We start from the raw sequence: 23,247 nt of genomic DNA, 5'->3' as shown, positions 1-23,247 counted from the left end.
CGGTTAACCGCGACGGGGAAATTCGACGGATAGGGAACGGCCGCAGCCGTCCCCGCCGAAACTTCCCCGGGTTACCAGGAAAAGCTGCCGGTCACCGAACCGCTGCCGTCGTACAGATATCCGGTTTTAAACGCGCTGCTGACGCTGAAAGCGCAACTGCCCTTGGCCGTGCTGGCGAACAGCGGACTGGTGATAGTCGCCAAACCGGTGGTGCCGGTAAAGCCTATCGCCGAGGTGGCAAGCTGGGTTTTGCTGGCACCCGCCGTCAAATCGCCGCTCCAATAGCCGTAGATCGCGGCGCCGGATACCGTCGAGTTTAAATACTTCAGCGTCACGCTGGCCACACACTGCGCCTTGCCGCCGGCCAGCGTCCGCCGCAGAATCCGGGTCGTCGCCACTTTCATGCTGGTGCTTACCGGGCTCTGCTGCGCTTGCAGGTCGACGCTGGCGCTGTTTTTCAGACCGCTGTTATCGGTCACGGTCAAGGTTGCCGTATAAGTTCCCGGCGTGTTGTAGCTGTGGTTGGCCGTCGCCGAGCGGCTGACCCCGCTGCCGTCGCCGAAATTCCATTCGTAAGCGGCAATCGAGCCATCGCGGTCGCTGGAGCCGGAGCCGTTCAATTCCACGTTCAGCGGTGCATAGCCTTGGGTCGGCAACGCGCTGACTACCGCGGTCGGCGCTTGCGCCTCGACGGCTTTCGGATAGCTGCCGCTGATCTGGTAGCGGCCCAGACTGCCGTAATCGCTGTATCCGCTGGCCAAATCGCCGAAGCCGACGCCTTCGATCTGCAGATAGTATTGGCCCGGATTCAATACCGCACTGACGCTGGCCGCCAGGCTGTCCGCCGGATTGGCTTGCTGCACCGTCGCCCCTTTGCCGTCCAGCAGTTTCAGTTGAATATCCAGATTTTGCGAGACCGAATCCGGCGCGGCGTTGAATTGCACGCTACCGCCGCCGGTGTTGAAGGCAAACACGTCGACGTCGCTGCTACGTTCGATAATGCCGCTCTGGTTGACGGCACTGGAATCGCCGGCGATAGGCCCGGCGCCGGCCGAGTTATTGGCGTAATCGTCGACCCTCAGCGGTGTGCCGGCGGCATGGATTACCGAGATGTCGTCCTGCAGATTGTTGGCGCCGGGGTATTCGCCCTTGCTCCATTGCGTGACCGGTTTGTAATAACCGACGCCCATGATCGGCCCCCACCCCGTCGCGCCGCTACCGTGGCCGGAATAGTAGGACGTCGAGGCATTGCCGTCATGGCTCAGATTCAAATTGTGGCCGACCTCGTGCGATACCGCTTCGGCGACGTATTTCGGAAAGCCGTTGCCCAATTTGTCCAGAAACACCCAGGCCGGCTGGTAGCGGTCCGGCTTGCTGGCCGAATAGTAGGAATAGACGTTGACGTAAGCCACGCCGCCGCAAGCCTGGTTACACAATTGCGGCATCGAGCGGGTAATCACGGCACGGGTGCCGTACTGGCCATCGTCGGCAGCGGTGCGAAACAATTTGTCCGAACTCGGCTCTTCCGTGGTCACGTCCACATCGAACGGCGCGTAGTCTTCGGCCACCCGTTGCCAGATCTGTTTGATGTTATTCAACTCGGTAGTGCTGAAGGCGGCCGGGTTGCCGTCGATATCGTAGGCCGGCGCCGTCAACGTCCCCGAATTCCAGGCGGTAGCGCTGGCCACGTGGCCGTTGAAATCCAGATAAATCACCCGGTTGGCACCGGCTTTGCTGTGCAACGCAAAAGCGTCGGTGCTGGAAGCGACGCTCATGCCGCCGCTGCCGGCTTCGGCCGGCGCGGTGGCGGTGGCCTCCTGGCCGCCGGCATCGCCTTGCGGCAACGAATCGATATAGAGCAAACGGCCGCTTTCGTCGATCCAGGCGGTCGAATCGCTGGCTAAAATCTCGGCCAAGCGCTCGGCCGACATGTCGTAGGCGCGGGCAACCGCTTCCAGCTTATCGCCCAAGGCGTCGATTGCCGCTTTACCGTTTTTCTTTTCGGAGATACTGATTTGCGGAAACGGGCTTTCGCTGCCGTCGCCGGGCGCAGTCGCAGCAGCAGCCGGCCCAGCCGCAACGGCGGCCTGCGCCAGCGTCATCGGATTGTCGGCGCCGGAATCGATCAGGCCGGAGACATAGGCCTGCACCTTGCCGTCCGGTAGCGCTTTTAGCACGTAGTTGTAACCGCCTAAGGCTTTTTCGGCGTCTTCCCTGGACGAGAAATATAACGGCTCGCCGGCCATCCCCGCCGCCGGACTGGGCATGGTGGCGCTGAGATCGTCGCCGACGGCGAGTTTAGGTTCGGGTTCCGTTGCGCATCCGGCCAACAAAGCCGTCAGCGCAAACGATGTGAGAAATGGTTGCTTGTTCATATGCCGCTCCCAAGGTCAGGTAAGTAGACCCAAACATTATAGCCCGGTCAACCGAGCTTTAGCGTTGGATCGAAAATTCCGGTGAATTATAGGTAATTTAATCGAGCGAATCCGGGCCGCCGGCGGCAAACTCGGGGACTGCGGGAGCCGGCATCGGCGACAGGCCGATCCGGAGTTTGAAACCGTCCGGCAATTGCCCGCGGCAAGCCGCCCTGGCCTGCATCGGCAATCGATGACTCGGCCGGCAGCGTTTCGCCGTCCGCCGCTAGATCAGGACTTCGGCGCCGACCAGGCCAATACCGCGTCGCCGCACTCGGCGAATACCGGCAGCTAATACAAAGCCTATTCGCCTTGCTGCATACCGCGTTGCGGCTCGCCTTCGCATTCCCGGCGTTCGCCGGTCTGCGCCGGCGGCGGGTAACCCAATTCGCTCTGCCCCCGATGCGCCGCGGCTTCCAATAATTTCTCGCTTTCCGCCAATAGCAAGCTCTGGCGTAAAATCGACAACAGCAACACCGATACGCCGGACACCGCCGCAACCAAAACCGCCGCCCGATGCGCGGGTTGGCCGGCAAGGCTCAGCGCCAGCGTCGCGGCGCTGACCAGCACCGCCGCGACCGGTATTGCCCGCATCACCCGAGCGTAGGTTCGGCGGCAGGCGTTTCCGTCTCCGTCGGCGCGCCACAGGTAAGCGCCGAGGCCAACCAGCAACCCGTTCACCGAAAAAGCCCAATTCAATGGCGACGCCCCCTGGTTGGTTCCGGTCAGCGCCTGCAGATTCCATTGCATCCAGACGCCGCCTTCCACCAGCAATGCCGCCGGCAGCAAACAACCGGCCCAGGCCAATTCCAGCGACAAAAACGGAATTGCCAGCAGCGCCAGGCTGGCCGCGCTGAGCAGGCCCAACGGATAAGCGGCCAGCACCGCCAGCTCCAATGCATCGGCGTTCGCCGCGTGCGGCAGATACAAGGCCAAAATGAAGCCCAGCAGCGCCAACGTCATCGCCACCGTATCGAGCTTGGCCGCCAGCAAGCGGGCCGGAGACACCTGGCGGCGCAATGCTTTCAGCAAGCCGACGCCGAAGCACGGCCCCATTGCCAGATAAAACACGTCGGCCGGCGCCGGAAACGGGTTCCAGTAAAACAGTTCTTGCAGATTCCAGCAGCACTGGCCGGCAAAATAGAGGCCGGTACCGTAGCAAAACCAACGCCGGTAGACATATTGTCCGGCAGCGCCGCGCAAGGCCCCCAGCCAGGCAATCGCCCAGGCCGCAGCGGCGCTGACGGTCCAATGCACGTTGTCCAGCAACGCCAGCCAGCTTTCGCCGGCAAACGGCAATATCGCGGCGGTCGCCAGCAATAACAGGCTGGCGCCGCTTAAAATCAGTTTCAGGTCGGCAGGCATCATCGTTTCCGGAACGGGTCGGCCTCATTCTAGCAAGTGTTCGGTTTTGCGGCCGAAATCGACCGCCACCGCGGAGCGGCAACCGGCGCTATCGATAACCGAAGGCGTCGATAAAACGCGCCAGCTGCGGCATCACCTCGCCGAACTGGGCCTGGTAAGGCCGCCATCGCGCCAGCGCCGAGTTGTACAAGGGCTGCGACACCGCGGCGAAACTGGGCGTTGCCACGTAGCGGCCGGCCGCGCGTTCGTGAAAGTGGGCCACCTCCGGCCGCCAATCGACGCCGAGCAAGTCGAATACCCGGCGGAAGCTGGCTTCGAAATCGTTGACCACGTCTTCGTAACGCAGCTCCAGCCAGGCCGGCGCAATCCTGTCGCGCAGGCTCAGCCACAAATCCATGACCGCGGCATATTGTGCGGCCACGCCTTGCCAGGACAACAGATTGACCGTGGCCGGCGACGCGGCGAAGGATTGCATCGCGCAGCTCAGGCAAACATCGCGCGGGTCGCGCAACGCAAACACGATCTTGGCATCCGGAAACAGGCAACTGATCAAGCCGGTTTCGATACTGTTCAACGCCACCTTGTTGACGAAACGTTTGCGCAAGGCCTCCGGCCCGAACTCTTCGGCCACCCGCCGCCAATAGTAGGCGCGCAATTGCCTGGCCTGATCGATGCCGATCCGGCGCAACGCCGCCGGCGTGTCTTCGCCGGCGCCGGCCAGCGCCGCCAGTTCGGCCGACAGTTCTTCGAGCAGGTGGTTTTCGTCGGAGGTCAACACTTGCGGATGGGCGGCCAGCACTTGTTCGGTCAGGGTGGTGCCGGAGCGCAGAAAGCCGATCAGAAATACCGGCGCCGGCAACGCGTCGCCCAGTTCCTCCGGCGTCCAGCGTTTCAGCAAATCGTCGCTATAGCCCCGTTTGAACAACTCGATTCTGTTGAAAATGTAATCGGCGTCGAGCGCCCGGATCTCGGGCAGTTGCCGTTGCAGTTCGCCGGCCTTGGCAAACATGGCAAAGGCCTCGGCGTAGCGTTTTTGTTTATCGTAAACCTTGGACAATTCCAGACAAGCGCGCGCCAGTTGCTTGGTGTCGGTTTCGGCGGCGACCACCTGCTCCAAGCGTTGGCGGGCGGCATCGTACTGCTTTTGGTCGAACTCCAGGATTGCCAGCAAAATATGGGAGCCGGAATCCTGCGGCACTAATTTCAATACCTTTTCCAGTGCGGCCATCGCCGCGTCGGTCCGGTTCAAACGCTGTAAACAAGCGGCCAAACCGTAATGCGCCGAGGCGTCGTCCGGCATGCTTTTCACCGCCGCCCGCGCCAATTGCAGCGCCAATTCCATATCGCCCCAGATTTGCATTTGCTCGGCAAAACCCAGCAACACCCGGCCGTCGGTTTTATCGGCCTGGCGCAGCAAGGCTTTGGCGGCGCGGGCCAGATAGCGCTTGCCTTCGGCCAGACGATGGCGCCAGCACAGGCCCTGGCCGACGCCGGCCAAGGCCTCGGCATGATTGGGTTTGAGCGCCAGCACCTGGCGGTAGCTATGTTCCGCCGCGGCGAAATCGCGGCGTTGGTAGGCATGGTGCCGTGCCGTTTCCAACAACTGCTGCAGGCCGGGTGCGCCGGCCGGCGCCGCTCGGTCCGCGCAGCAATGTTTGTATTTGCGGCCGCTGCCGCACGGGCAAATTTCGTTACGGCCCGGTTTGGCCAAAGGGTTCGAATTCATGGATCAATGTTTCGGCAAACAGCCTGCAGGATAAACGCTAAACGCAAAAACGGGAGAACCGCAACCGGCCCCCCCGTCCAGCAGATCGATGCGGTGCCGAATCAAGCGGCCGCGGTTTTGCGCCGGGTGCGCAGGCTGCAACCGGCGACGGCGCTGCCGAACAACCAGAAGGCACCGGGCAACGGCACTTGCGATACGGTGATGGTATTGCCGCTGCGGGCGAAATTCAGCGTGTCGGAACTGAAGGTAATCCGGTAATCGGCATAGTCCAGAATCGGATCGACATAGCCGCCCGGTGCCGAGAAGGTATCGCCGCTGTTGATGCCGGCCGCCGCTTCGGCGTCGGTCAAACGGTAATCGGCGATGACGTATTGGTAGGCACCAGCCGCCAACGAGATGTCGAAGGCCGGATCGCGGCGAAAATGGATGGAACCGTCGGCCGCACCCGGCGCTTGGCTCTGCGACGTCAAATTGATGGTGCCGTTGCTGACCGTCGCGCAGTTATTGGCGATGTCGTCGCAGCGGGCCAAGTGGTTGGCGGCAGACAAGGTTGCAGAACCGTCGTCGAGATACCAATGGGTGTCCGGGTCCAGCCAAGTCAGCTCGCCGTCGCCGTTCAAATCGGCCGTCGCGTAACCGGCGGTAGCCACATTATTTTGCGCGGCCTCGTAGGCGGCCAGATTCACGCTGAAGCTGCCGGCGGTTTGCATATTGATTTTCCAAACGTCGAACGTGGTCCCGCCCGCCTGGCGGAACAGGGTGCCGTCGACCACCAGGGTATTGGCTTGCGCCGGCGCGGCCGCCGACAAAATCGCCGCCAACGCGGCGGATAAAGCGTATTTGATCATTTCAGTCTCCGAATGGCCTTTGGGTTATGCCGTTACCATTAGCGCACGCGGCGGCGCCGGTTTTCAGGCCTATGGCCGGGCATACAGAATCGAGTGGAAATTGCGGCCTGCCCGCCAACCCCGGCGTTCCCTGCCGGGGCCGGACTTCCGTGTCCGTAGCCGTGCATCCTTGGGCGGTTTGACCGTTAACGTTAATTGACGGCGATATTAAGCCGCCACGGCTTGGCGCCGTTTCATGCCCAGCATGCCGAGCATTGCACTACCGAACAACCAAACCGCGCCCGGAACCGGGACCGCATTGATTTGCACGTTATACGAACCGGCCAGCCAGCCGCCGGAACCGTTGCCGGTGCCGCAATTGGTTTGGCTATAGCAACTGCCGCCGACGGCCATGATGTAGTAACCCGGCGCCAAATTCGCCAAATCCAGAGCCGCCCAATCCAGGCCGCCGCTGCTGCCGCGGCTGGACCCGGCGCTGCCGGTTCCGACCGCATAGCCGGCGCCGTTGGTAAAATTGCTGTCCGCCGCATTGCTGTTACCGTTCGAATAACCGACGAAACCGGTGACTTGAGTCGAAGCCGCCGGCGGCGTACCTGCGCCCAGACCGTTCATCCATTGGTTTTTATGGGCGCCGCCGCTGGCTTCCGGGCCGCTGACCTGGCTGTAACGGTGAGCGCCGCTGGAATGGTCGACCGGGCCGTTGACCGACCAGATCGAAAAGCCGGGGTGCAACAAGGCGTTGGCGTTATTGGCGCTGACCACGATTTTAACGTCGGTCGCGCTGGTGACTTGGAATTGGTACCAATCCGAGGTATGGCCCCAGCCGGAACCGGCCGGACCGCCGCCGTCGGCCCAGGCTTTGGCGGCAACGGTATCGTTGTGGCTGTAAGAAGATCCGGGAGTCACGTTGGCGATCTGGCCATTGGCGGTCATCGTCGCCAAGCTGAACGCGCTGGCGTGGGTGGCGGTTAACGCCAAAGCCGCGCCGGTCAACAGTTTGGCAACGGATTTTTTTGCGAATTTCATTCGAATTCCTCGTAATTATTGTCGTGGCGGCGCGCGAAATCCCCGGTTTCGCGAAACCGCACTTTTGCATCTTCCAGTGTGTTCGGCCCGGACTGGCGGCGGCATCCCTGATTCCGGCTCGACCCGCCCCTGTCCATCGTTGGCTCGTAGCCGAACCGATCAGCGTGATGCAAATCACATACCAAAATGAATAACTGAGGATTTACCGACGGCTACGCGCAAACTGACTCGACAAAAACCGCGTAATAGATAGGTGATATGACTTAGGTACTATGGCATTTGCCGCAGTTTTAGTTTCCAGGCCCGGCGCAGGCGCGGCCGGTTTAAGCGGCGCCCTTTCGCCGCGGGAGCGGTCCGGCTGCGCTCGGCGGCGCCGGTCTGTCCTTGCCCGCGCGGCTAAACCCGGCTGGCGCCCTGCCGGCCGCCGCGGGCCGATACCGCAAACCCGAGCAGCGCGGCGGAAAACAACAAGGCCGATGCCGGCAACGGTACCGGCGCCGCGGTCAGCGGTTCCATTCGCCAAGCCAGCGCGTAATCCCAGACAAAATCGGCGCTAGTGGCGGCAACCACGCGCAGTTGGTAATCGTGGCCGCCGCGCAAGGCCAACCACAGGTTTTCGCTGTTGTCGGCTCGACTGTTCGATAAACCGACGGTACGTTGCAACGTGGTATCGAACAATTCCAGATCCAGGTCGTAGAAAACCGTGGCCAAGCTGCTGTCGTCGCTGACGCCGATATTCCAAACCAAAGATGCCGCCAACTGCAGATCGCTGAGTGCGCTGATTCGGTAGCTGGCGGTCCGGTTCGAACCCAGGCCGCCGAAGGCCTGATCGAAATCGAATCCCGCCTCTGCCAATACCGCGCTGCCGCCGTCCTCGACGCTGTCCTGCTCGCCGCCGGCGATAATCCGATAACTGCCGAACACGTCGAGCTGGCCGGCACCGAAGCGGTCGTCCAAGCCGTTTGCGGTTTGGTGGCCGGCGCTGCGGTAATCGGCAATATTGGCGGAGCCGGCGGTATTGTTGGTTTCCCGCTGCGCTCCGGCCATCAACGCCGCCTTGACCGTTTCGGCCCGCTCGGCGTTGTAGACCTGGCCGATACCGGCTATCGCTTGCCCGGCTTTGGATAACTGGCCGGCGCCGCTGTGGCCGGTTTCGACCAACAAGGCCGCCGCCGCCGCGACCAGCGGCGTGGCCCCGCTGGTGGTGGTGCGCGGCGCTACCAGATCGGGCCGGCTGCGGCCGGCGCCGTAAACGCTGTCGACCGGGTCCGAGCCTCGGTCGTGGCCGCCGTCGCTACGGCCGACCGCAATCGTGTTGTAGGCGCTGCCCAATAGCGGCGAGTTGCTCGGCCCATTGTCCATGCCGACCACCTGGATGAATTCGTAACGCTGCACGACGCGGTCCACCAAGCGCAGATAGGCGCCGATATCGGCTGCCGTTTCGCTGTCGGCCCTGCCGATCCAGCTATGGTTGGCAATGCGGCTGCCCGCGGCCGAGGCTCCGGTCGCGGCGGCGACCAAACCGCTCAACCAGTCGTCGGCGTTGTAAACGGCAATGTTGGCAATACCGGGCGCGATGGAATCGTTAGCGAAAAATGCGGCGGCAACCCCGGTGGCATGGTCGGATATGCCGGTACTGGCTTGCGGCCCCGGATAACTGAAGGTTTTGCCGGCGAAGCGGCTTTGACCGGTGTCGGGCGCGTAACGGGGGTAGCGTAGCGTGTCGGCCTCAGTGACCGTCGAGGCTTCGGCGAGCACCACATTGACGCCGGCCCCAGTCGGCACGCCACTTCCCAACAACTGCTGCAATTGCCGGTAACCGATGTCGTCCCGGTAATCGGCTTGCGCCATCCCACAGCTCAGGCCGGCAATGCCCAAACCCAGCCAACTCGTCGCCTTCATCGCAACCTCCCGTTCCAAGTGCGCCAAGCCGGCGGCGGGCGTTATTTCGGTCCGGCGACTCTAACGCGCCAACCGCATCCGCTTACCGGCCAAGCTACTATAGTCCAAAAATCGCCGGCCATGCGGCTACAACCAGCCGGACCGCTTCAGCCGCCAATAAAGCCCCAGGCTGCCAACCGCCACGCCGGCCAGCACCAGCGGATAGCTGAACATCCACTCCAATTCCGGCATGTGGCGGAAGTTCATGCCGTACCAACTGAATACCATGGTCGGAATCGCCAGAATCGCGCCCCAGCCGGCCAAGCGCTTGACCACTTCGTTTTGGCGCACCGTTTCGAAGGTCAGATGCACTTGCATCGCCGCCAGCAGCATTTCGCGCATGCCCTGGATCGCCCGATCCACCCGCTTGATATGGTCGGCGACGTCGCGAAAATAAAAGCGCACGTCTTTGTGGATCAAGCCGCCGTGGAAACGCATCAACTCGTTGCAAATATCGATCACCGGATTGATCGCTCCTTCCAGCAACAGCAACTCGCGCTTCAGTTCGTACAAGCCTTCCATGGTCTGCCGGCTGGGCCGGTTTTGGAAGATGGCCGACTCCAGCACGTCGAAACGTTCCTGCAGGCCGTTGATGACCGGCATGTAGTTGTCGACGATGAAATCCATGATCGAATACAACGCAAACCCCGAGCCCTTGGCCAGCAACTGCGGCATAGCCTGGCAGCGTTCACGGACCCGGGCCAGACTGTGCGAGGCACCGTGGCGCACCGTCACCAAAAACCGGGGACCGACGAACAAATGGGTTTCGCCGAATGCGACGCTATCGTCCACCAATTGCGCGGTCTGCAACACGATGAACAGCGAATCGCCGTATTCCTCGATTTTCGGCCGCTGGTGGGCCGAACAGGCATCCTCGATCGCCAAGTCGTGCAGGCCGAACTCGATTTGGATCGCCCGCAATATCTTGCTATCGGCCTCGCGCAGCCCCAACCAGACGAAGGTATCCTCCTTCAGCAGCACTTCGCTGATGTCTGCGATGGTGACGTCGCCGATACCGACGCCTTTCTGATAAGCCACGCAACGCATGACCTTGGAATTATCGATGGCCTGGTTCAAAAGATTCTCCGCCTATTTGGCTATGGTAATGGCCGGCGCGCCTTGCTGGTTCAAATTGGCGACCGTCATCTGAAAGATTTGGCACAGCAGGCGGAAACCCTCGCGGTTCCACTGGTAGCCGGTTTCCGCCGGCAATGCGTAATTGTGCCCGCCGAACTCGACGCTGAGCTCGCCGCCGTCTCCATCCATCTCCAACGCCAGGGTCCGCACCGGATTCTCGCGCACCTCCGGCGTCGCCGGGTGCTTGTCCACCGCAAACTCGGGTTCGTCGCCCAGGCCTTGGCCGATGAAATTCAGCACATTGTGGAAACTGCGCAGGCGAAATACGCCGTGCAACGGCCATTCGCCGCCCGGATAACCGGCGCGGATGTCGACGCCGACATCGTTGTCGGCGCCCTGCCCGGCCTCCTCGTGCAGCCGCTGCCGCTCGGCGTTGCTCAATTGCGCCGGGTCGTAGTTGGTCAGCACGATACGCCCCACCACCCGTTTCTTCAGCCTCACTTGTCCGGATTGCGGCAGCAAGTCTACGGTGTAGTCTTTTTCCAGCTCGGCCAAATGTTCCGCCGCCACGGCAGCGGCCGGCAACAACCACTCGCGTTCGAACATCAGCGGTTCGGCGAACAGTTGGTGCCGGTCCTGGATCGACGACAAATGCAGCACCGCCTGGCGAAACGCCCGGTAGCCGGCGGCGTCGGCCGGCCGATTCGAATAGATGCCGTTTTGCCCGCCGCCGGCCAGCCGCAGTTCGCCGGCCAGCAAACGCAACAGCAAATCCACGTCGACGCCCTGGCGCAACAGCATCGTCAACCTGCTCTCCGGAAACGGCGTCAGCATGCGCTTGGTGAATTCCTCGCCCTCGATCGGCACGATGCTGATGGTCGGATTTTCCGAGACGGTGCCGCCGAACACCGGCGTCAACAACGAACCGTTTTCGCCGGTGGCCGCCGGCGTTGCCCCGGCATTCAGTTGAAAATTAAAGGTCGCGGCGATGTTGGAAACTCCGGTGAAATGCAGCGGCTGATGCTGGTGGGCGCGGGCGATGTTGAGCAACAACTGCCGCGACAGGGTATCGGCCGTGGCTTTGTCGTACTCGACCACCGCCCGGTCCAGCGCCAACGGCGACAAGCAACCGGCCAACAATAACGGCGCGGCGATGCCGAGGGCGGCCGGCAAGCGCCGCAAGGCGGGTAGGTGATCGAAAAAATTAGGCATCGTTGCAAACTGGTCGGCAAAAACCGGATAAGTTTGCACGCGGAGCCGGCGAAAACACAATCGCATTTTTCCGGATGCCTCGGGTAGCCTCAGCGCTCGGGCTCGTCCCCAGCGGAAAAATTTAGGTTTACACTGTTGCCGTCCGCCACTGCCGCTTGCCGCCGACCGATGAAAATCCACCATTTGACCGCCGCCGAAGCGCTGGAAAGCTTGGGGTCGAGTATGAACGGCCTCGACGACGCCATGATCGAAGGCCGCCTGCGCGAATTCGGCTTCAACCGCATCGAAGAAACCCACAAGACCTCGGCGCTGCTGCTGTTTGCCCGGGAGTTTCTGCATTTTTTCGCGTTAATCCTGTGGCTGGCGGCCGGCTTGGCCTTCTTCGCCGAAGCGCAGCAACCCGGCGAAGGCATGCAGACCTTGGCTTACGCGATTCTGGGCGTCATCGCCATCAACGGTTGTTTTTCGTTCTGGCAGCGGCGCCAGGCCGAACAAGCCATCGCCGCATTGCAAAAACTGCTGCCGCACCAGGTCAAAGTCATCCGCGACGGCGAACTGAGCCTGGTCTACGCCGACGAACTGGCGCCCGGCGACCTGCTGGTATTGCAGGAAGGCGATAACGTCCCCGCCGACTGCCGTTTGGTGGAAGCGTTTGCGCTACGGGTCAACAACGCCACCATCACCGGCGAATCGTTGCCGAAAGGCCGCGACGCCCAGCCGTCCGCCGCCGAAGACATCGGCCAAAGCCGCAACATCCTGCTGGCCGGCACCTCGGTGGTGGCCGGCGAAGGCAAGGCCGTGGTGTTCGCCACCGGCATGCACACCGAGTTCGGCAAAATCGCCCATACCCTGAAAACCACGGTAAAAAGCCAATCGCCGCTGCAAAAGCAAATCGCCCGCTTGAGCCGCTTCGTCGCCCTGTTGGCACTGGCGCTGGGCGTCGCATTCTTCTTCATCGGCCAGGCCATCGGCCTGACGTTTTGGGAAAACTTCATCTTCGCCATCGGCCTGATCGTGGCCAACGTGCCGGAGGGCCTATTGCCGACCGTGACCTTATCGTTGGCGATGGCGACGCAACGCATGGCCAAACGCAACGCGCTGATCCGCAACCTGCCGTCGGTGGAGACCCTGGGTTCGACCACGGTGATTTGCACCGACAAGACCGGCACGCTGACCGAGAACCGGATGGCGGTCAAGCAACTGTTTCTGGACGGCCGCCATTGCGGCCCGGAGCAATTGGACCGCCACAGCCTGCAACAGCACGCGGCGTTTCTGGCCTGTGCCGCGCTGTGCCACAACCTGAAGCGCATCGAAGGTAGCGCCCCGCTCGGCGATCCGATGGAAATCGCGTTGGCCGACATGGCGCACGCCCAGGGCATGCGCATCGACTATCCGAAGATCGGCGAAGTGCCGTTCGATACCGACCGCAAGCGCATGTCCACGCTGCACGACACGCCGGTCGGCACCATGCTGTTTTGCAAGGGCGCATTGGAAATGGTGCTGCCGCTGTGCCGGCAGATCGCCGCCGGTAACCGGATCGAGACGCTGGACGACGGCCACCGCCAACAGTTGGCGAAAGCGCTGCAAACCATGGCCGACCAGGGGTTGCGGGTATTGGCGCTGGCCTATCGGCCGTTGCCGGAACAACTGCCGGACGATCCGGAACAAAGCCTGATCCTGGCCGGACTGGTCGGCCTGGAAGACCCGCCGCGGCCGGAAGTCGCCGCCGCCATCGGCCAATGCTACCGGGCCGGCATCAAAGTCGTTATGGTGACCGGCGACCACCCGCACACCGCGATCGCGATCGCCCGCCAAATCGGCCTGGTGCGCAGCGAGCATCCCCAGGTCATCGTCGGCGACAAATTGAAAAAGCTGACGCCCAGCCAACTGCAAGTGGCGCTGGATGCGCCAGAGATCATTTTCGCCCGGGTCGGCGCCGACCAGAAAATGCAAATCGTCGCCGCCCTGCAACGCAAGCAGCATGTCGTCGCCGTCACCGGCGACGGCGTCAACGATGCGCCGGCCTTGAAAAAGGCCGACATCGGCATCGCGATGGGCAAGGCCGGCACCGACGTTGCCAAGGAAGCGGCCGACATGATTTTGCTGGACGACAACTTTGCCAGCATCGTCGCCGCAATCGAGGAAGGCCGCGCCGTATTCGACAACATCCGCAAATTCCTGACTTACATCCTGACCTCGAACATTCCGGAAGTAGTGCCCTACCTAGCTTTCGTACTGTTCAAAATCCCGCTGCCGTTGACCATCATTCAAATCCTGGCGGTCGATCTGGGTACCGACATGCTGCCGGCATTGGGCCTGGGTGCGGAAAAACCCGACTCGGCCGTGATGGAGCAACCGCCGCGTTCGCAAAAAGAAACCCTGATCGACTGGCGGCTGTTGGCCCGCGCCTACGGCTTTCTGGGCCTATTGGAGGCGGTCGCGGCGATGGCGGCGTTCTTTTTCGTGCTGGATCGCGGCGGCTGGGAATACGGCCAAATCCTGCACGGCCGCCAGCCCTTGTATTTGCAGGCGACGACGGCCTGCCTCAGCGCGATCATCGTGATGCAGATTGCCAACGTCTTTATCTGCAAACAGCGCCAACGCGGCCTGCTCGGCACCGCGCTACTGGACAACAAACTGATCCTGTCCGGCATCCTGTTGGAAATCGCTTTGATTCTGGGGATTGTCTACACGCCGTGGGGCAACGCCCTGTTCGGCGCCGCGCCGATCGGCGGCGAAGTCTGGCTGTTCGCGCTGCCCTTCGCACTGGGCATGCTGGCTTTGGAAGAAGGCCGCAAGTGGCTGGTGCGGCGCTTTAGATTGTTTCCGTTGCGGGCCGAACCGGCCCGGCTGCGCAAAACCGGCCGGGTCCGAACCGGCCGCTAAATACCGCTCGCCGCCGTCCCGGCCGCAACCGGAGCCAGCGCTAGCGGCGACCGAAACTCGAAAAAGCCGGCTTTGAAAGGTTATTGAAAGCTTGAACCGGTAGCATGCCGCGATGGATATCGATTGGCATGTTCCGGCATCAAATGCGCGTTATTGACTTGATTTACCCGATGGCCCTATCGCTTGCGTTGGCGTTGGCGTTGGGCTGCGACCGGCATGAAGCCGAGCCGAAAATACCTACGCCGCCGGCCGACTCCGACGTCAAGCGGCCGGTTTCGTTACGCCCGGAATCGCTGCCCTATATCACGATCCGCGAAATCCGGCCGGAAACCCACGCCGGCACGATTTCGGCACCGGCGCGGGTCGAATTTCGGGCCCAGGCCGTCTCCAGCGTCGGCACCGTCGTCGCCGGCCGGATCGGCAAAGTCCTGGTACAGATCGGCGACCGGGTCAAGGCCGGCACGCCGCTGGCGGTATTGGCCAGCGGCGAAGCAGCGCAGATGCGGTCCGACTACTCCCGCGCCGCCGCCGAATTGGCCAGGGCGCAAGACCAGTTGCGCCGCCAACTGGAAATGCAACGCACCGGCGTCGGTCTGGAAATCGAACGCGTCGCAGCGGAAACCCAAGCCAAACAGGCGCAAACCGAACTGGAACGTAGCCGCGATTTGGTCAAGCTGCTCGGCGACGGCAACGCGGCGGAAGTCGTAGTGCGGGCGCCGATGGACAGCGTGGTCCTGAAAACCCACGTTGCAACCGGCGCCGCGGTCGGTTCGGGTTCGCCGCTGTTCGATTTGGGCGAACCCTCGGCGGCGTGGGTGGTAGCCGACGTATTCGAGAAAGACTTGCTGCTGGTCGAAAAAGACGCCAAAGCCGTCATCGAACTGGCCTCGTCGCCGGAGCCCATCGTCGGCCACGTCGTCGGCGAAAGTGCGGCGATCGAGACCGAACTGCGCCGCGCCTCGGTATTCATCGAGCCCGACAACCGCCAGATCGCGCTACGGCCCGGCATGTTCGCCCGCGTCCTGATCGAAGCCTCGGCGCCGGCGCAAATCGTGGTGCCGACCGCGGCGGTTCTGATCAAGGACGGCCGCGAAACCGTAGTCTACGTCGAAACCGCGGCCAACCGTTTCGAAGCGCGGCCGGTCCAGGTCGGCCAGTCCCGCGAAGGCATGGTGCCGATTCTGAGAGGCTTATCGGCCGGCGAGCGAGTCGTGGTCGGCGGCGCGCTACTGCTGGACGGCGAAGCCTCTTTATTGTTGTAACGGCCGCAGCATGCTGAAGTTATTGATCGAATATTGCGTCCACCGCCGCATCGCCGCGCTGGTATTGACCTGCATCGTGGCGCTGCTCGGCATCCGCGCCTACCTGGAAACGCCGATAGAAGCCTACCCCGACGTCACCAACACCCAGGTCAGCGTAATCAGCCTGATGCCGGGCTACGCACCGGAAGAAGTAGAACGCCAGGTCACGGTCCCGTTGGAACGGGCGCTGAACGGTATTCCCGGCATGCTGAAAATGCGCAGCCAGAGCCTGTTCGGCCTGTCGCTGGTGACCATCACCTTCGCCGACGGCGTCGACAGCTTCCATTCCCGCACCCTGGTCGGCGAACGCCTGACCGGCGCCGAACTGCCGGACGCGGTGAAACCGGTATTGGCGCCGGATTACACGCCGCTCGGCGAAATCTATAAATTCGTCGTCGCCAGCGACCGCCATTCGCTGTACGAGCTGCGCTCGGAGATGGAATGGAACGTGTCGAGGGTGTTGCGCCAAGTGCCAGGCGTGGCCGACGTGTTGACCTTCGGTGGTTATTACAAGGAATACCACGTCGAAATCGATCCGGTGCGTCTGGATTCGTTCGGTTTGACATTGGACGAAGTCAACCGGGCCATCGCCGGCGCCAACCGCAACGTCGGCGCCGGTTTTTTGCGCCACGGCGACCAGCAAATGGCCGTTCGCAGCGTCGGCTATCTCGGTTCGGCCGAAGACGTCAAACAAATCGTGCTGAAAAGCCGGGGCGGCACCCCGGTTACGGTCGGCGACATCGCCCGGCTGGTACAGGCCTACACGCCGCGCCAAGGCGCGGTCGGCCTGGACCGCGAGCGCGAGGCCGTGGAAGGCATCGTGCTGCTGCGCCGCGGCCAGAATCCATCGCGGGTATTGGCCGGCATACACGCCAAAGTCGAGGAACTCAACAACCGCATATTGCCGGCCGGGATGAAATTGGTGCCGTTCCTGGATCGCACCGAATTGGTCGACAAGACTTTGCACACGGTTTACGGCAACCTGCTGCACGGTTTTTTGCTGGTGGCCGGCGTGGTCTGGCTGTTCCTGCGCAGCATCCGCGGCTCGCTGATCGTGGCCTGCGTAATTCCGGTCTCGCTGCTGGTGGCCTTCATCGGCCTGTACCAGCTCGGCCTGCCGGCCAATCTGATATCGATGGGCGCGATCGATTTCGGCATCATCCTCGACGGCGCCGTGGTGCTGGTGGAAAACGTTATCCACCAAGCCAACCACCGGCAGCCGAAAAACCGCCGCGACATGTTGCATTTGATCGTCGGCGCCGCCTTCGACGTGGCCAAGCCGACGTTCTACGCCATGCTGATCATCATTGCCGCGCTGCTACCGGTATTTACGTTGGAGCAGGTGGAAGGCCGCATTTTTCGGCCGCTGGCGCTGACTTACAGCTTCGCCTTGGCCGGCGGCCTGGTGTTTGCGTTGACCTTGGTTCCGGCGCTGTGCGCGATGCTGATTCGCCCCAAACACGCGATGATCGCCGAACCGCGGTTTTTGGCGAGCCTGCGCGGCGTCTACCGCCTCGCTCTGGCTTGGGCGTTGCAGCGCCGCCCGTTGGCGTTGGCCGCCGCGGCCGGCTTGCTGCTGGCCGGCGCCGTGGCCGGACAAGGTTTGGGCAGCGAATTTTTGCCGGAATTGGACGAAGGCGACGTGCATGTGTTCGTGGAAATGCCGGCCAGCATTGCGTTGGCCAAGGGCCAGGAGGTGCTGCTGGACATGCGGCAACGGCTGCTGGCGTTCCCGGAAGTCAAGAGCATACTCAGCCAGCAAGGCCGCTCCGAAGACGGCACCGATAACGAAGGCGTCAACATGAGCGAAACCTTCGTCCATCTGAAACCGCGCGAGCTATGGCGGCCCGGCCTGGATAAGGAGACCTTGGTCGATGCGATGCGCGCAGCGCTGGCGGCCATCCCCGGCGTGCGGTTCAATTTCTCCCAGCCAATCAAGGACAACGTCGAAGAAGCAGTCAGCGGGGTGCGCGGCAAAGTGGTATTGAAGATTTACGGCAACGATCTGGAAGCCATGCGCAGCGCGTTGGAACAAGCCAAGGTCCGCTTGAAAGCCGTGCCCGGCGTCATCGATCTGGACCTGTACCGCGAATCCATCGTGCCGCAACTGCAAATCAGACTGGACCGCTCCGCGCTGGCGCGGCAAGGCATCAGCGTCGACGCGGCTCAGGACACTATAGAAACCGGGCTGGCCGGTAAAGTGGCCACCGAACTATGGCAGGACGAACGGCCAATTCCGCTTAGAACTATCCTGCCCGGCGCCGAACGCAGCGACAGCGAGCAGATCGGCAATCTGCAGCTACCGACGGCTAACGGCGCGCGGATTCCGTTACGCGAAGTGGCATCGCTGCCGACCGAACGCGGCCGTACCTCGATCGAACGCGAAGCCAACCGCCGTTTTCTGGCGCTGAAATTCAACGTGGAAAACCGCGATTTGGGTTCGGTCGTGCACGATGCGATGGCGGCCGTGGAAGGCAATATCGATCTGCCGGAAGCGGCGTTTCTGGTCTGGGGCGGCGAATTCGAAAACCAGCAGCGGGCCATGGCCAAGCTCGGCGTCGTGGTGCCGATCGCGGTGCTGATCGTGTTCGGTTTGCTCTACGGCGCGCTGCAATCGGCGCGCAGCGCGTTGGCGATTCTGGCCTGCGCCCCGTTCGCGATGACCGGCGGCGCCTTCGCGTTGCTGGCCGCCGGCATCCCGCTGTCGGTCAGCGCCGCAATCGGTTTTATCGCCCTGCTCGGCCAGGTGTCGTTGATGGGGTTGCTGGTGCTCAGCGCCACCGAGCAACGCCGCCGTAACGGCTTGGCGCTAACCGACGCCATCGTCGACGGGGCCTCGGATCGCTTACGCCCGGTGTTGATGGCCTCGCTGCTGGCGTTGCTGGGTTTGTTGCCGATGGCCGTTTCCGCCGGCATCGGCAGCGAAACCCAACGCCCGTTCGCGCTAGTCATCGTCGGCGGCATGCTGACTACCTTTTTCGTGGCGATGCTGGTGCTGCCGGTCGTGTATTCCTATATCACTCCGCAGCGGCTGGTCACCCCGGAAGAAGCCGACGAACTGGCGGAGGAAGCCGAATGAAACCACCCTACCATCCCCATCTACCGATCGCGATGATCCTGCTGCTCGGCCTGCTTTGCCTGCTCTGCGCCGCATTGCATTCGAAGCCGGCGCAGGCCGAACCCGGCTCAGCGCTGCCCGAGCGGGTAACGATGGCGCAACTGCTCGCCATCAGCCGCGAGCAAAGCCCGCGCTTCGCTGCGCTGGCGCAACGCCAAGAAGCCGCCGCAGCCGAAGTCGTGTCCGCCGGGGTACTGCCGAACCCGCGCCTGAGTTACGGCCGCAACGATTTGCTGACCCGGCAAAACACCATGTACGACGGCCGGGTCCAACAACAAGTGCTGCTGGAACTACCGATACTGATCGCCGGCCAGCGCGGCGCCCGCGTCGAGGCGGCCGCCAAGAGCGAACTCGCCGCCGCCGCGGCAATCGAGGCCGAATTCGCCGAATTGCTACGCGAGGAATGGGGCTTGTTCGTCAAACAATTGGCCGACCGCCGCCGTAGCGCCGTGTTGCAGGAAACTACGGATTATCTCGGCCATTTGGCGGAAATCGTCTCCGGCCGCAACCGGGCCGGCAACGCCAGCCGCTACGATTTGCTGCGGGTGGAATTGGAACATAAAGCGCTGCAAACCCGGCTGGAAACCGTCGCCAACGATCTGGCCGCCGACGCCGGCCGGCTCGGCGTTTTGCTGGGTTTACCGGAGTGGAAACCGCAAGCCGCAGGCAAATTGGATTACCTGAACGTCTCGACCGACCTGGAACGACTGTGGGCGGAAGCGGCCAAACTGAATCCGGCACTGGCAGCGGCCCGTTTGAACGAATCCGCCGCGGACGCCGGTGTGGAACGGGCGGAACGCGAACGTTGGCCGGTACCGACCTTGCAACTCGGTTCGGCGTTTACCGACCACCCCTACGGCAACGCCAGCTACGCCGGCGTATCGGTCGAATTGCCGATTTTCGACCGCGGCCAGGGCGGGATGGCCCGCGCCAACGCCGAAAAAAGGGCGGCGACGCTGGCGCGGGAATTGTCGGGAGCCAGCATGCGCGGCGAGTTGGAGAACGCCGTCGATCAACTCGGCAAACGCCGCGCTACCCGAATCAAATTCGAAAACGAGGTGGTCGGCAAATTGAACGGTCTGAAGGCGATGGGCGAAGCCAGCTACCGCCTGGGCAAAAGCAGTTTGCTGGAATTGCTCGACGCCTCCCGTTCCCGCACCGAAACTCAGCTCACCCATCTGGATTTGATCCAGGCCGAAATCGAAGCCGAATTGGACGTGTTAAAAACCGCCGGGCTGCTGGCCGCAGCCGCAGCCGAGCGTTAAGCAAGACGGATCGATTCCAGCCGCAACCCGCATTCCGGAGCCAGCAAGGATCGCAGCCGGCGAATCCGGCCAACGTCGGCGATTGCAAAACGCCCGAGTTATCGCGCGGGGCTATCGCCATCCATTGCCCCGAAGGGTCCGCTATTGCCGGTTAGCGAATCCTAGCGCTTACCCTAGGAAGAGCGGTTGGCGTGTGTTGTGGACCGTTCGTGCAGAGCCATGTCGAAGCATGAGCGGCTCAAAACACACTCGCCCGCCGGGCGAATGAAAAATCCCGTCCATCCTTCGACGAGCGCAGGACGAACGGGATTTTTTTCGGCTCAACTACTGTTTCTAGGATTACCGTTGCTATCGAATTTCGGCAAGCCTCAGCGCCACTTATTGCGAGGCTTCGAAACCTCAAGCCTTTGCACGCCATTGCTGGTACCAATCCAGCATTGCCGCGGCCGGCATCGGTTTGGCAATGCCGTAGCCTTGCGCCAATTCGCAGCCGAGTTGCAGCAGCAATTCGCCGTGTTTCTCGGTTTCGACGCCTTCGGCAATTACCTGCTTGCCGAAGGCGGCGGCCAGGCTGATGACGCCATTGAGGATGGACAAGTCGTCCGGGTCGTCCAGCATGTCGCAGACGAAACTGCGGTCTATTTTCAACATCGCCACCGGCAAACGCTTCAAATAAGTTAAAGAGGAATAACCGGTGCCGAAATCGTCCAGGGCGAACGCGATCCCCAGCTCCTTGCAGGCATAAATCACGTTGGAGACGTGGCCGATGTCTTCGATCGCGCTGGTTTCCAGCACCTCCAGCTCCAGGCAATCGGCAGCGACTTCAGGATGGGCTACCAGCAACTGGCGCAGGCGTTCGACAAAGTCTTTTTGTTGCAATTGGCGCGCGCCGATGTTGACGCTGACCGGAATTCTCAGACCGGCTTTGTGCCAGATTTGGATTTGGGTCAGAACGCTGTCGATCACCCATTCGCCGATTTCGACCGCGAGCGGATGATCCTCGACGACCGCCAGAAATTAGCTGGGCGGCAACAGGCCTTTCTCCGGGTGATGCCAGCGGATTAAGGCCTCGGCGCCGACCAATGCTCCGCTGCGCAAATTCACTTTGGGCTGGTAATACAAAACGAATTCGCGGGCAAGCATGGCCTGGCCGATGCGGTTCAAGGATTCGTGGCGAGTGCGGATGTAACTGTCTTGGTCGGCATCGAACCGGCAAACGCAGTTTTTGCCGGCCAACTTGGCTTGATACATGGCCTGGTCGGCCTGGCGCAGCAACTGGTCGGCATCCACTTCTTCCGTCTGCGGGTAAAAGGTAACGCCCAAACTCGCCGAGACGTTGAACATTAAATCGCCGCAGTCTGCCGGGTCGGAAGCCGCCGTCAGCAACCGCTCCAGCAGCGGTATGCTCGAATCGGCATCGGCCAACTCCGGCAACACGGCGACGAATTCGTCGCCGCCGATCCTGGCCTAGGTGTCCCCTTCGCGCAAGGCTTGTTTCATTCTGGCCGAAATTGCGGTCAGCAAGCGGTCGCCGGCTTCGTGCCCATAGGAATCGTTGATGGCTTTGAACCCATCCAGATCCAAATAGACGATCGCCAAGATGTCGCCGTTGCGTTGCGCCTGCACAATCGCCTGGCGCAAGCGGTCCGCCAACAGAATTCGATTGGGTAAGCCGGTCAGGGCATCGAAGTGGGCAATATGCTCCAGTTGCTTCTCATGCTCCTTCAGCGTCGTGATGTCCGAGAACAACGACACGTATTGGCTGATATTGCCGGCGGCATCGCGTATCGAGCTGATGGACTCCATCTGCGCATAAATCTCGCCGGTTTTGCGCCGATTCCAGATTTCCCCGTACCAGTGGCCTTTCTCGACCAATTGCTGCCACATATCGGCGTAGAAACTCGGGTCGTGGCGCCCGGAATGCAGAAAGCGGGGAAACCGGCCGATAGCTTCCTCGCGGCTGTAGCCGGTGATCAGGCTAAACGCTTCATTAACGTCGATGATGACGCCATCCGTGCCGATGATCATGATGCCTTCGCGAGCGTGGGTGAACACGCTGGCGGCAAGTTGCAATTTTTGCTCGAGCTGCTTGCGTTCGCTGATATCGGTATGCGTGCCTATCATCCGTAACGCGTTGCCGGCGCCATCGCGGTTAACCACCATGCCGCGGGCGAGAATGTATTTATAGCTGCCGTCCTTGCATCGCATCCTGAACTCAACCGCATAAACCGGCGTCTTGCCCGCCAGATATTCCTCGAGGACCGCCGCGACATTGGCCCTGTCGTCAGGATGCAGCCGGTCTACCCATTCCTGTTTAAAGCCGCAAATGTCTCGATCCGAATAACCCAACATCTCCTTGTAGCGTCGGGAAAAGTTCACTTGATTGGTAACCAGATTCCAATCCCAAACCCCGTCCCCCGAGCCTTCGATGGCAAATTTCCAACGAAACTCGCTTTCGGCCAGTTGCGCTTCCGCCAGTTTGCGTTGGGTAATGTCGCGCGCCGTGGCATAAGTCACGCCGTCGTCCGGGGCGTAATACGCGGTCCAGGACAAATGCACCTGTCGGCCGTCTTTGCAAACGTAGCGGTTTTCGAAGGCCATCGATTTGTGGCCCGATATTTGGCGCGCCATTTCCTCTGCGGTCTTTTGCCTGTCCTCGTCGCAAACGAATTCCAGAAACGGTTTGGCCAGCAACTCGCTTTCGTCGAAGCCGACCAATAATTCGAAGGCCGGATTGACTTGCATAAAACAACCTTGCGGATCGGCAATGCACATCGGTTCCGTGGTGAGCCGGAAGAATCGAAAATACTGCTCTCTTTCCTGGGCAAGGCGCTCGCGTTCGACCGCTTCTCCGCGAAGCTGCGCGGCAAAATCCTGTAGCCGAGCCGTCATGCCGTTGACCGCGGCGGCAAGTTCGCTGAATTCGTCGCTACCGCTGCAGGCAATCCGGTAATCCAGATTACCCTCGGCAATGCGTTTGGCCCCCTGATGCAGCGGTAATAGCCGGGTGTTAATCAGCCGGCTCAGCCGCATCAAGCTCATAATGGTGACCAATGCCGACCACAATC

Annotated in this window: 12 protein-coding genes and 1 pseudogene; 4 read left to right on the top strand and 9 right to left on the bottom strand. The window is 61.9% G+C overall.

Features of this window, described 5'->3' with window-relative positions; translation table 11 throughout:
- Positions 1-71: 71 nt before the first annotated feature.
- From VXJ35_RS10005 to VXJ35_RS09970, 8 genes are all read right to left on the bottom strand, one after another.
- Positions 72-2,375: a PKD domain-containing protein gene (locus tag VXJ35_RS10005; RefSeq protein ID WP_064021428.1), complete on the bottom strand. Its 2,304-nt coding sequence runs from the start codon at positions 2,373-2,375 to the stop codon at positions 72-74.
- 342 nt (positions 2,376-2,717) lie between these two features.
- Positions 2,718-3,782 carry a hypothetical protein gene (locus VXJ35_RS10000; protein ID WP_064021427.1) on the bottom strand — a complete coding sequence of 355 codons (1,065 nt, stop codon included), beginning with the start codon at positions 3,780-3,782 and terminating at the stop codon, positions 2,718-2,720.
- Positions 3,783-3,867: 85 nt separating this feature from the next.
- Positions 3,868-5,505, bottom strand: a complete 1,638-nt coding sequence (locus tag VXJ35_RS09995; protein ID WP_082880868.1) for a sulfotransferase — start codon at positions 5,503-5,505, stop codon at positions 3,868-3,870.
- A gap of 101 nt (positions 5,506-5,606) precedes the next feature.
- The gene (locus VXJ35_RS09990) at positions 5,607-6,353 is read right to left on the bottom strand and encodes a hypothetical protein (protein WP_157198139.1); all 747 of its coding nucleotides are present in this window, start codon (positions 6,351-6,353) and stop codon (positions 5,607-5,609) included.
- 207 nt (positions 6,354-6,560) lie between these two features.
- Positions 6,561-7,379, bottom strand: coding sequence for a hypothetical protein (locus tag VXJ35_RS09985; protein WP_064021425.1), 819 nt, complete (start codon positions 7,377-7,379; stop codon positions 6,561-6,563).
- A gap of 396 nt (positions 7,380-7,775) precedes the next feature.
- Positions 7,776-9,281, bottom strand: a complete 1,506-nt coding sequence (locus VXJ35_RS09980) for a hypothetical protein (protein WP_064021424.1) — start codon at positions 9,279-9,281, stop codon at positions 7,776-7,778.
- Positions 9,282-9,407: 126 nt separating this feature from the next.
- Positions 9,408-10,367, bottom strand: a complete 960-nt coding sequence (locus tag VXJ35_RS09975) for a magnesium and cobalt transport protein CorA (protein ID WP_054762799.1) — start codon at positions 10,365-10,367, stop codon at positions 9,408-9,410.
- A 42-nt stretch (positions 10,368-10,409) separates the two neighbouring features.
- Positions 10,410-11,609 carry a hypothetical protein gene (locus VXJ35_RS09970; RefSeq protein WP_231914887.1) on the bottom strand — a complete coding sequence of 400 codons (1,200 nt, stop codon included), beginning with the start codon at positions 11,607-11,609 and terminating at the stop codon, positions 10,410-10,412.
- A gap of 168 nt (positions 11,610-11,777) precedes the next feature.
- Here VXJ35_RS09970 and VXJ35_RS09965 point away from each other — a divergent pair, with 168 nt between their 5' ends.
- The 4 genes from VXJ35_RS09965 to VXJ35_RS09950 all read left to right on the top strand — a co-directional run bounded on the left by VXJ35_RS09965 (position 11,778) and on the right by VXJ35_RS09950 (position 20,179).
- Positions 11,778-14,495, top strand: a complete 2,718-nt coding sequence (locus tag VXJ35_RS09965) for a cation-transporting P-type ATPase (protein WP_064021423.1) — start codon at positions 11,778-11,780, stop codon at positions 14,493-14,495.
- Between the two features lie 170 nt (positions 14,496-14,665).
- Positions 14,666-15,757: an efflux RND transporter periplasmic adaptor subunit gene (locus tag VXJ35_RS09960; protein ID WP_064023454.1), complete on the top strand. Its 1,092-nt coding sequence runs from the start codon at positions 14,666-14,668 to the stop codon at positions 15,755-15,757.
- Positions 15,758-15,767: 10 nt separating this feature from the next.
- On the top strand, positions 15,768-18,875 hold the full coding sequence (locus VXJ35_RS09955) for an efflux RND transporter permease subunit (protein ID WP_064021422.1): 3,108 nt from the start codon (positions 15,768-15,770) through the stop codon (positions 18,873-18,875).
- Complete coding sequence (locus VXJ35_RS09950) at positions 18,872-20,179, top strand: TolC family protein (RefSeq protein WP_064021421.1); 1,308 nt, start codon at positions 18,872-18,874, stop codon at positions 20,177-20,179. Before VXJ35_RS09955 ends, VXJ35_RS09950 begins: the two co-directional genes overlap by 4 nt.
- A gap of 399 nt (positions 20,180-20,578) precedes the next feature.
- Here VXJ35_RS09950 and VXJ35_RS09945 read toward each other — a convergent pair.
- Positions 20,579-23,212 (bottom strand): annotated as a pseudogene (locus VXJ35_RS09945) (EAL domain-containing protein).
- Positions 23,213-23,247 lie beyond the last annotated feature (35 nt).

The sequence above is a fragment of the Methylomonas sp. DH-1 genome (genome assembly GCF_046097555.1).
Taxonomy (GTDB): domain Bacteria; phylum Pseudomonadota; class Gammaproteobacteria; order Methylococcales; family Methylomonadaceae; genus Methylomonas; species Methylomonas koyamae.
Note: the sequence above shows the minus strand (reverse complement) of the source record. Positions and strands in the feature narration are given on the sequence as shown.

What these genes read in the sequence shown, in the direction of transcription:
- VXJ35_RS10005 (WP_064021428.1), bottom strand. Translation starts at nt 2,375, where the DNA reads ATGAACAAGCAACCATTTCTCACATCGTTTGCGCTGACGGCTTTGTTG.
- VXJ35_RS10000 (WP_064021427.1), bottom strand. Translation starts at nt 3,782, where the DNA reads ATGATGCCTGCCGACCTGAAACTGATTTTAAGCGGCGCCAGCCTGTTA.
- VXJ35_RS09995 (WP_082880868.1), bottom strand. Translation starts at nt 5,505, where the DNA reads ATGAATTCGAACCCTTTGGCCAAACCGGGCCGTAACGAAATTTGCCCG.
- VXJ35_RS09990 (WP_157198139.1), bottom strand. Translation starts at nt 6,353, where the DNA reads ATGATCAAATACGCTTTATCCGCCGCGTTGGCGGCGATTTTGTCGGCG.
- VXJ35_RS09985 (WP_064021425.1), bottom strand. Translation starts at nt 7,379, where the DNA reads ATGAAATTCGCAAAAAAATCCGTTGCCAAACTGTTGACCGGCGCGGCT.
- VXJ35_RS09980 (WP_064021424.1), bottom strand. Translation starts at nt 9,281, where the DNA reads ATGAAGGCGACGAGTTGGCTGGGTTTGGGCATTGCCGGCCTGAGCTGT.
- VXJ35_RS09975 (WP_054762799.1), bottom strand. Translation starts at nt 10,367, where the DNA reads ATGCGTTGCGTGGCTTATCAGAAAGGCGTCGGTATCGGCGACGTCACC.
- VXJ35_RS09970 (WP_231914887.1), bottom strand. Translation starts at nt 11,609, where the DNA reads ATGCCTAATTTTTTCGATCACCTACCCGCCTTGCGGCGCTTGCCGGCC.
- VXJ35_RS09965 (WP_064021423.1), top strand. Translation starts at nt 11,778, where the DNA reads ATGAAAATCCACCATTTGACCGCCGCCGAAGCGCTGGAAAGCTTGGGG.
- VXJ35_RS09960 (WP_064023454.1), top strand. Translation starts at nt 14,666, where the DNA reads ATGGCCCTATCGCTTGCGTTGGCGTTGGCGTTGGGCTGCGACCGGCAT.
- VXJ35_RS09955 (WP_064021422.1), top strand. Translation starts at nt 15,768, where the DNA reads ATGCTGAAGTTATTGATCGAATATTGCGTCCACCGCCGCATCGCCGCG.
- VXJ35_RS09950 (WP_064021421.1), top strand. Translation starts at nt 18,872, where the DNA reads ATGAAACCACCCTACCATCCCCATCTACCGATCGCGATGATCCTGCTG.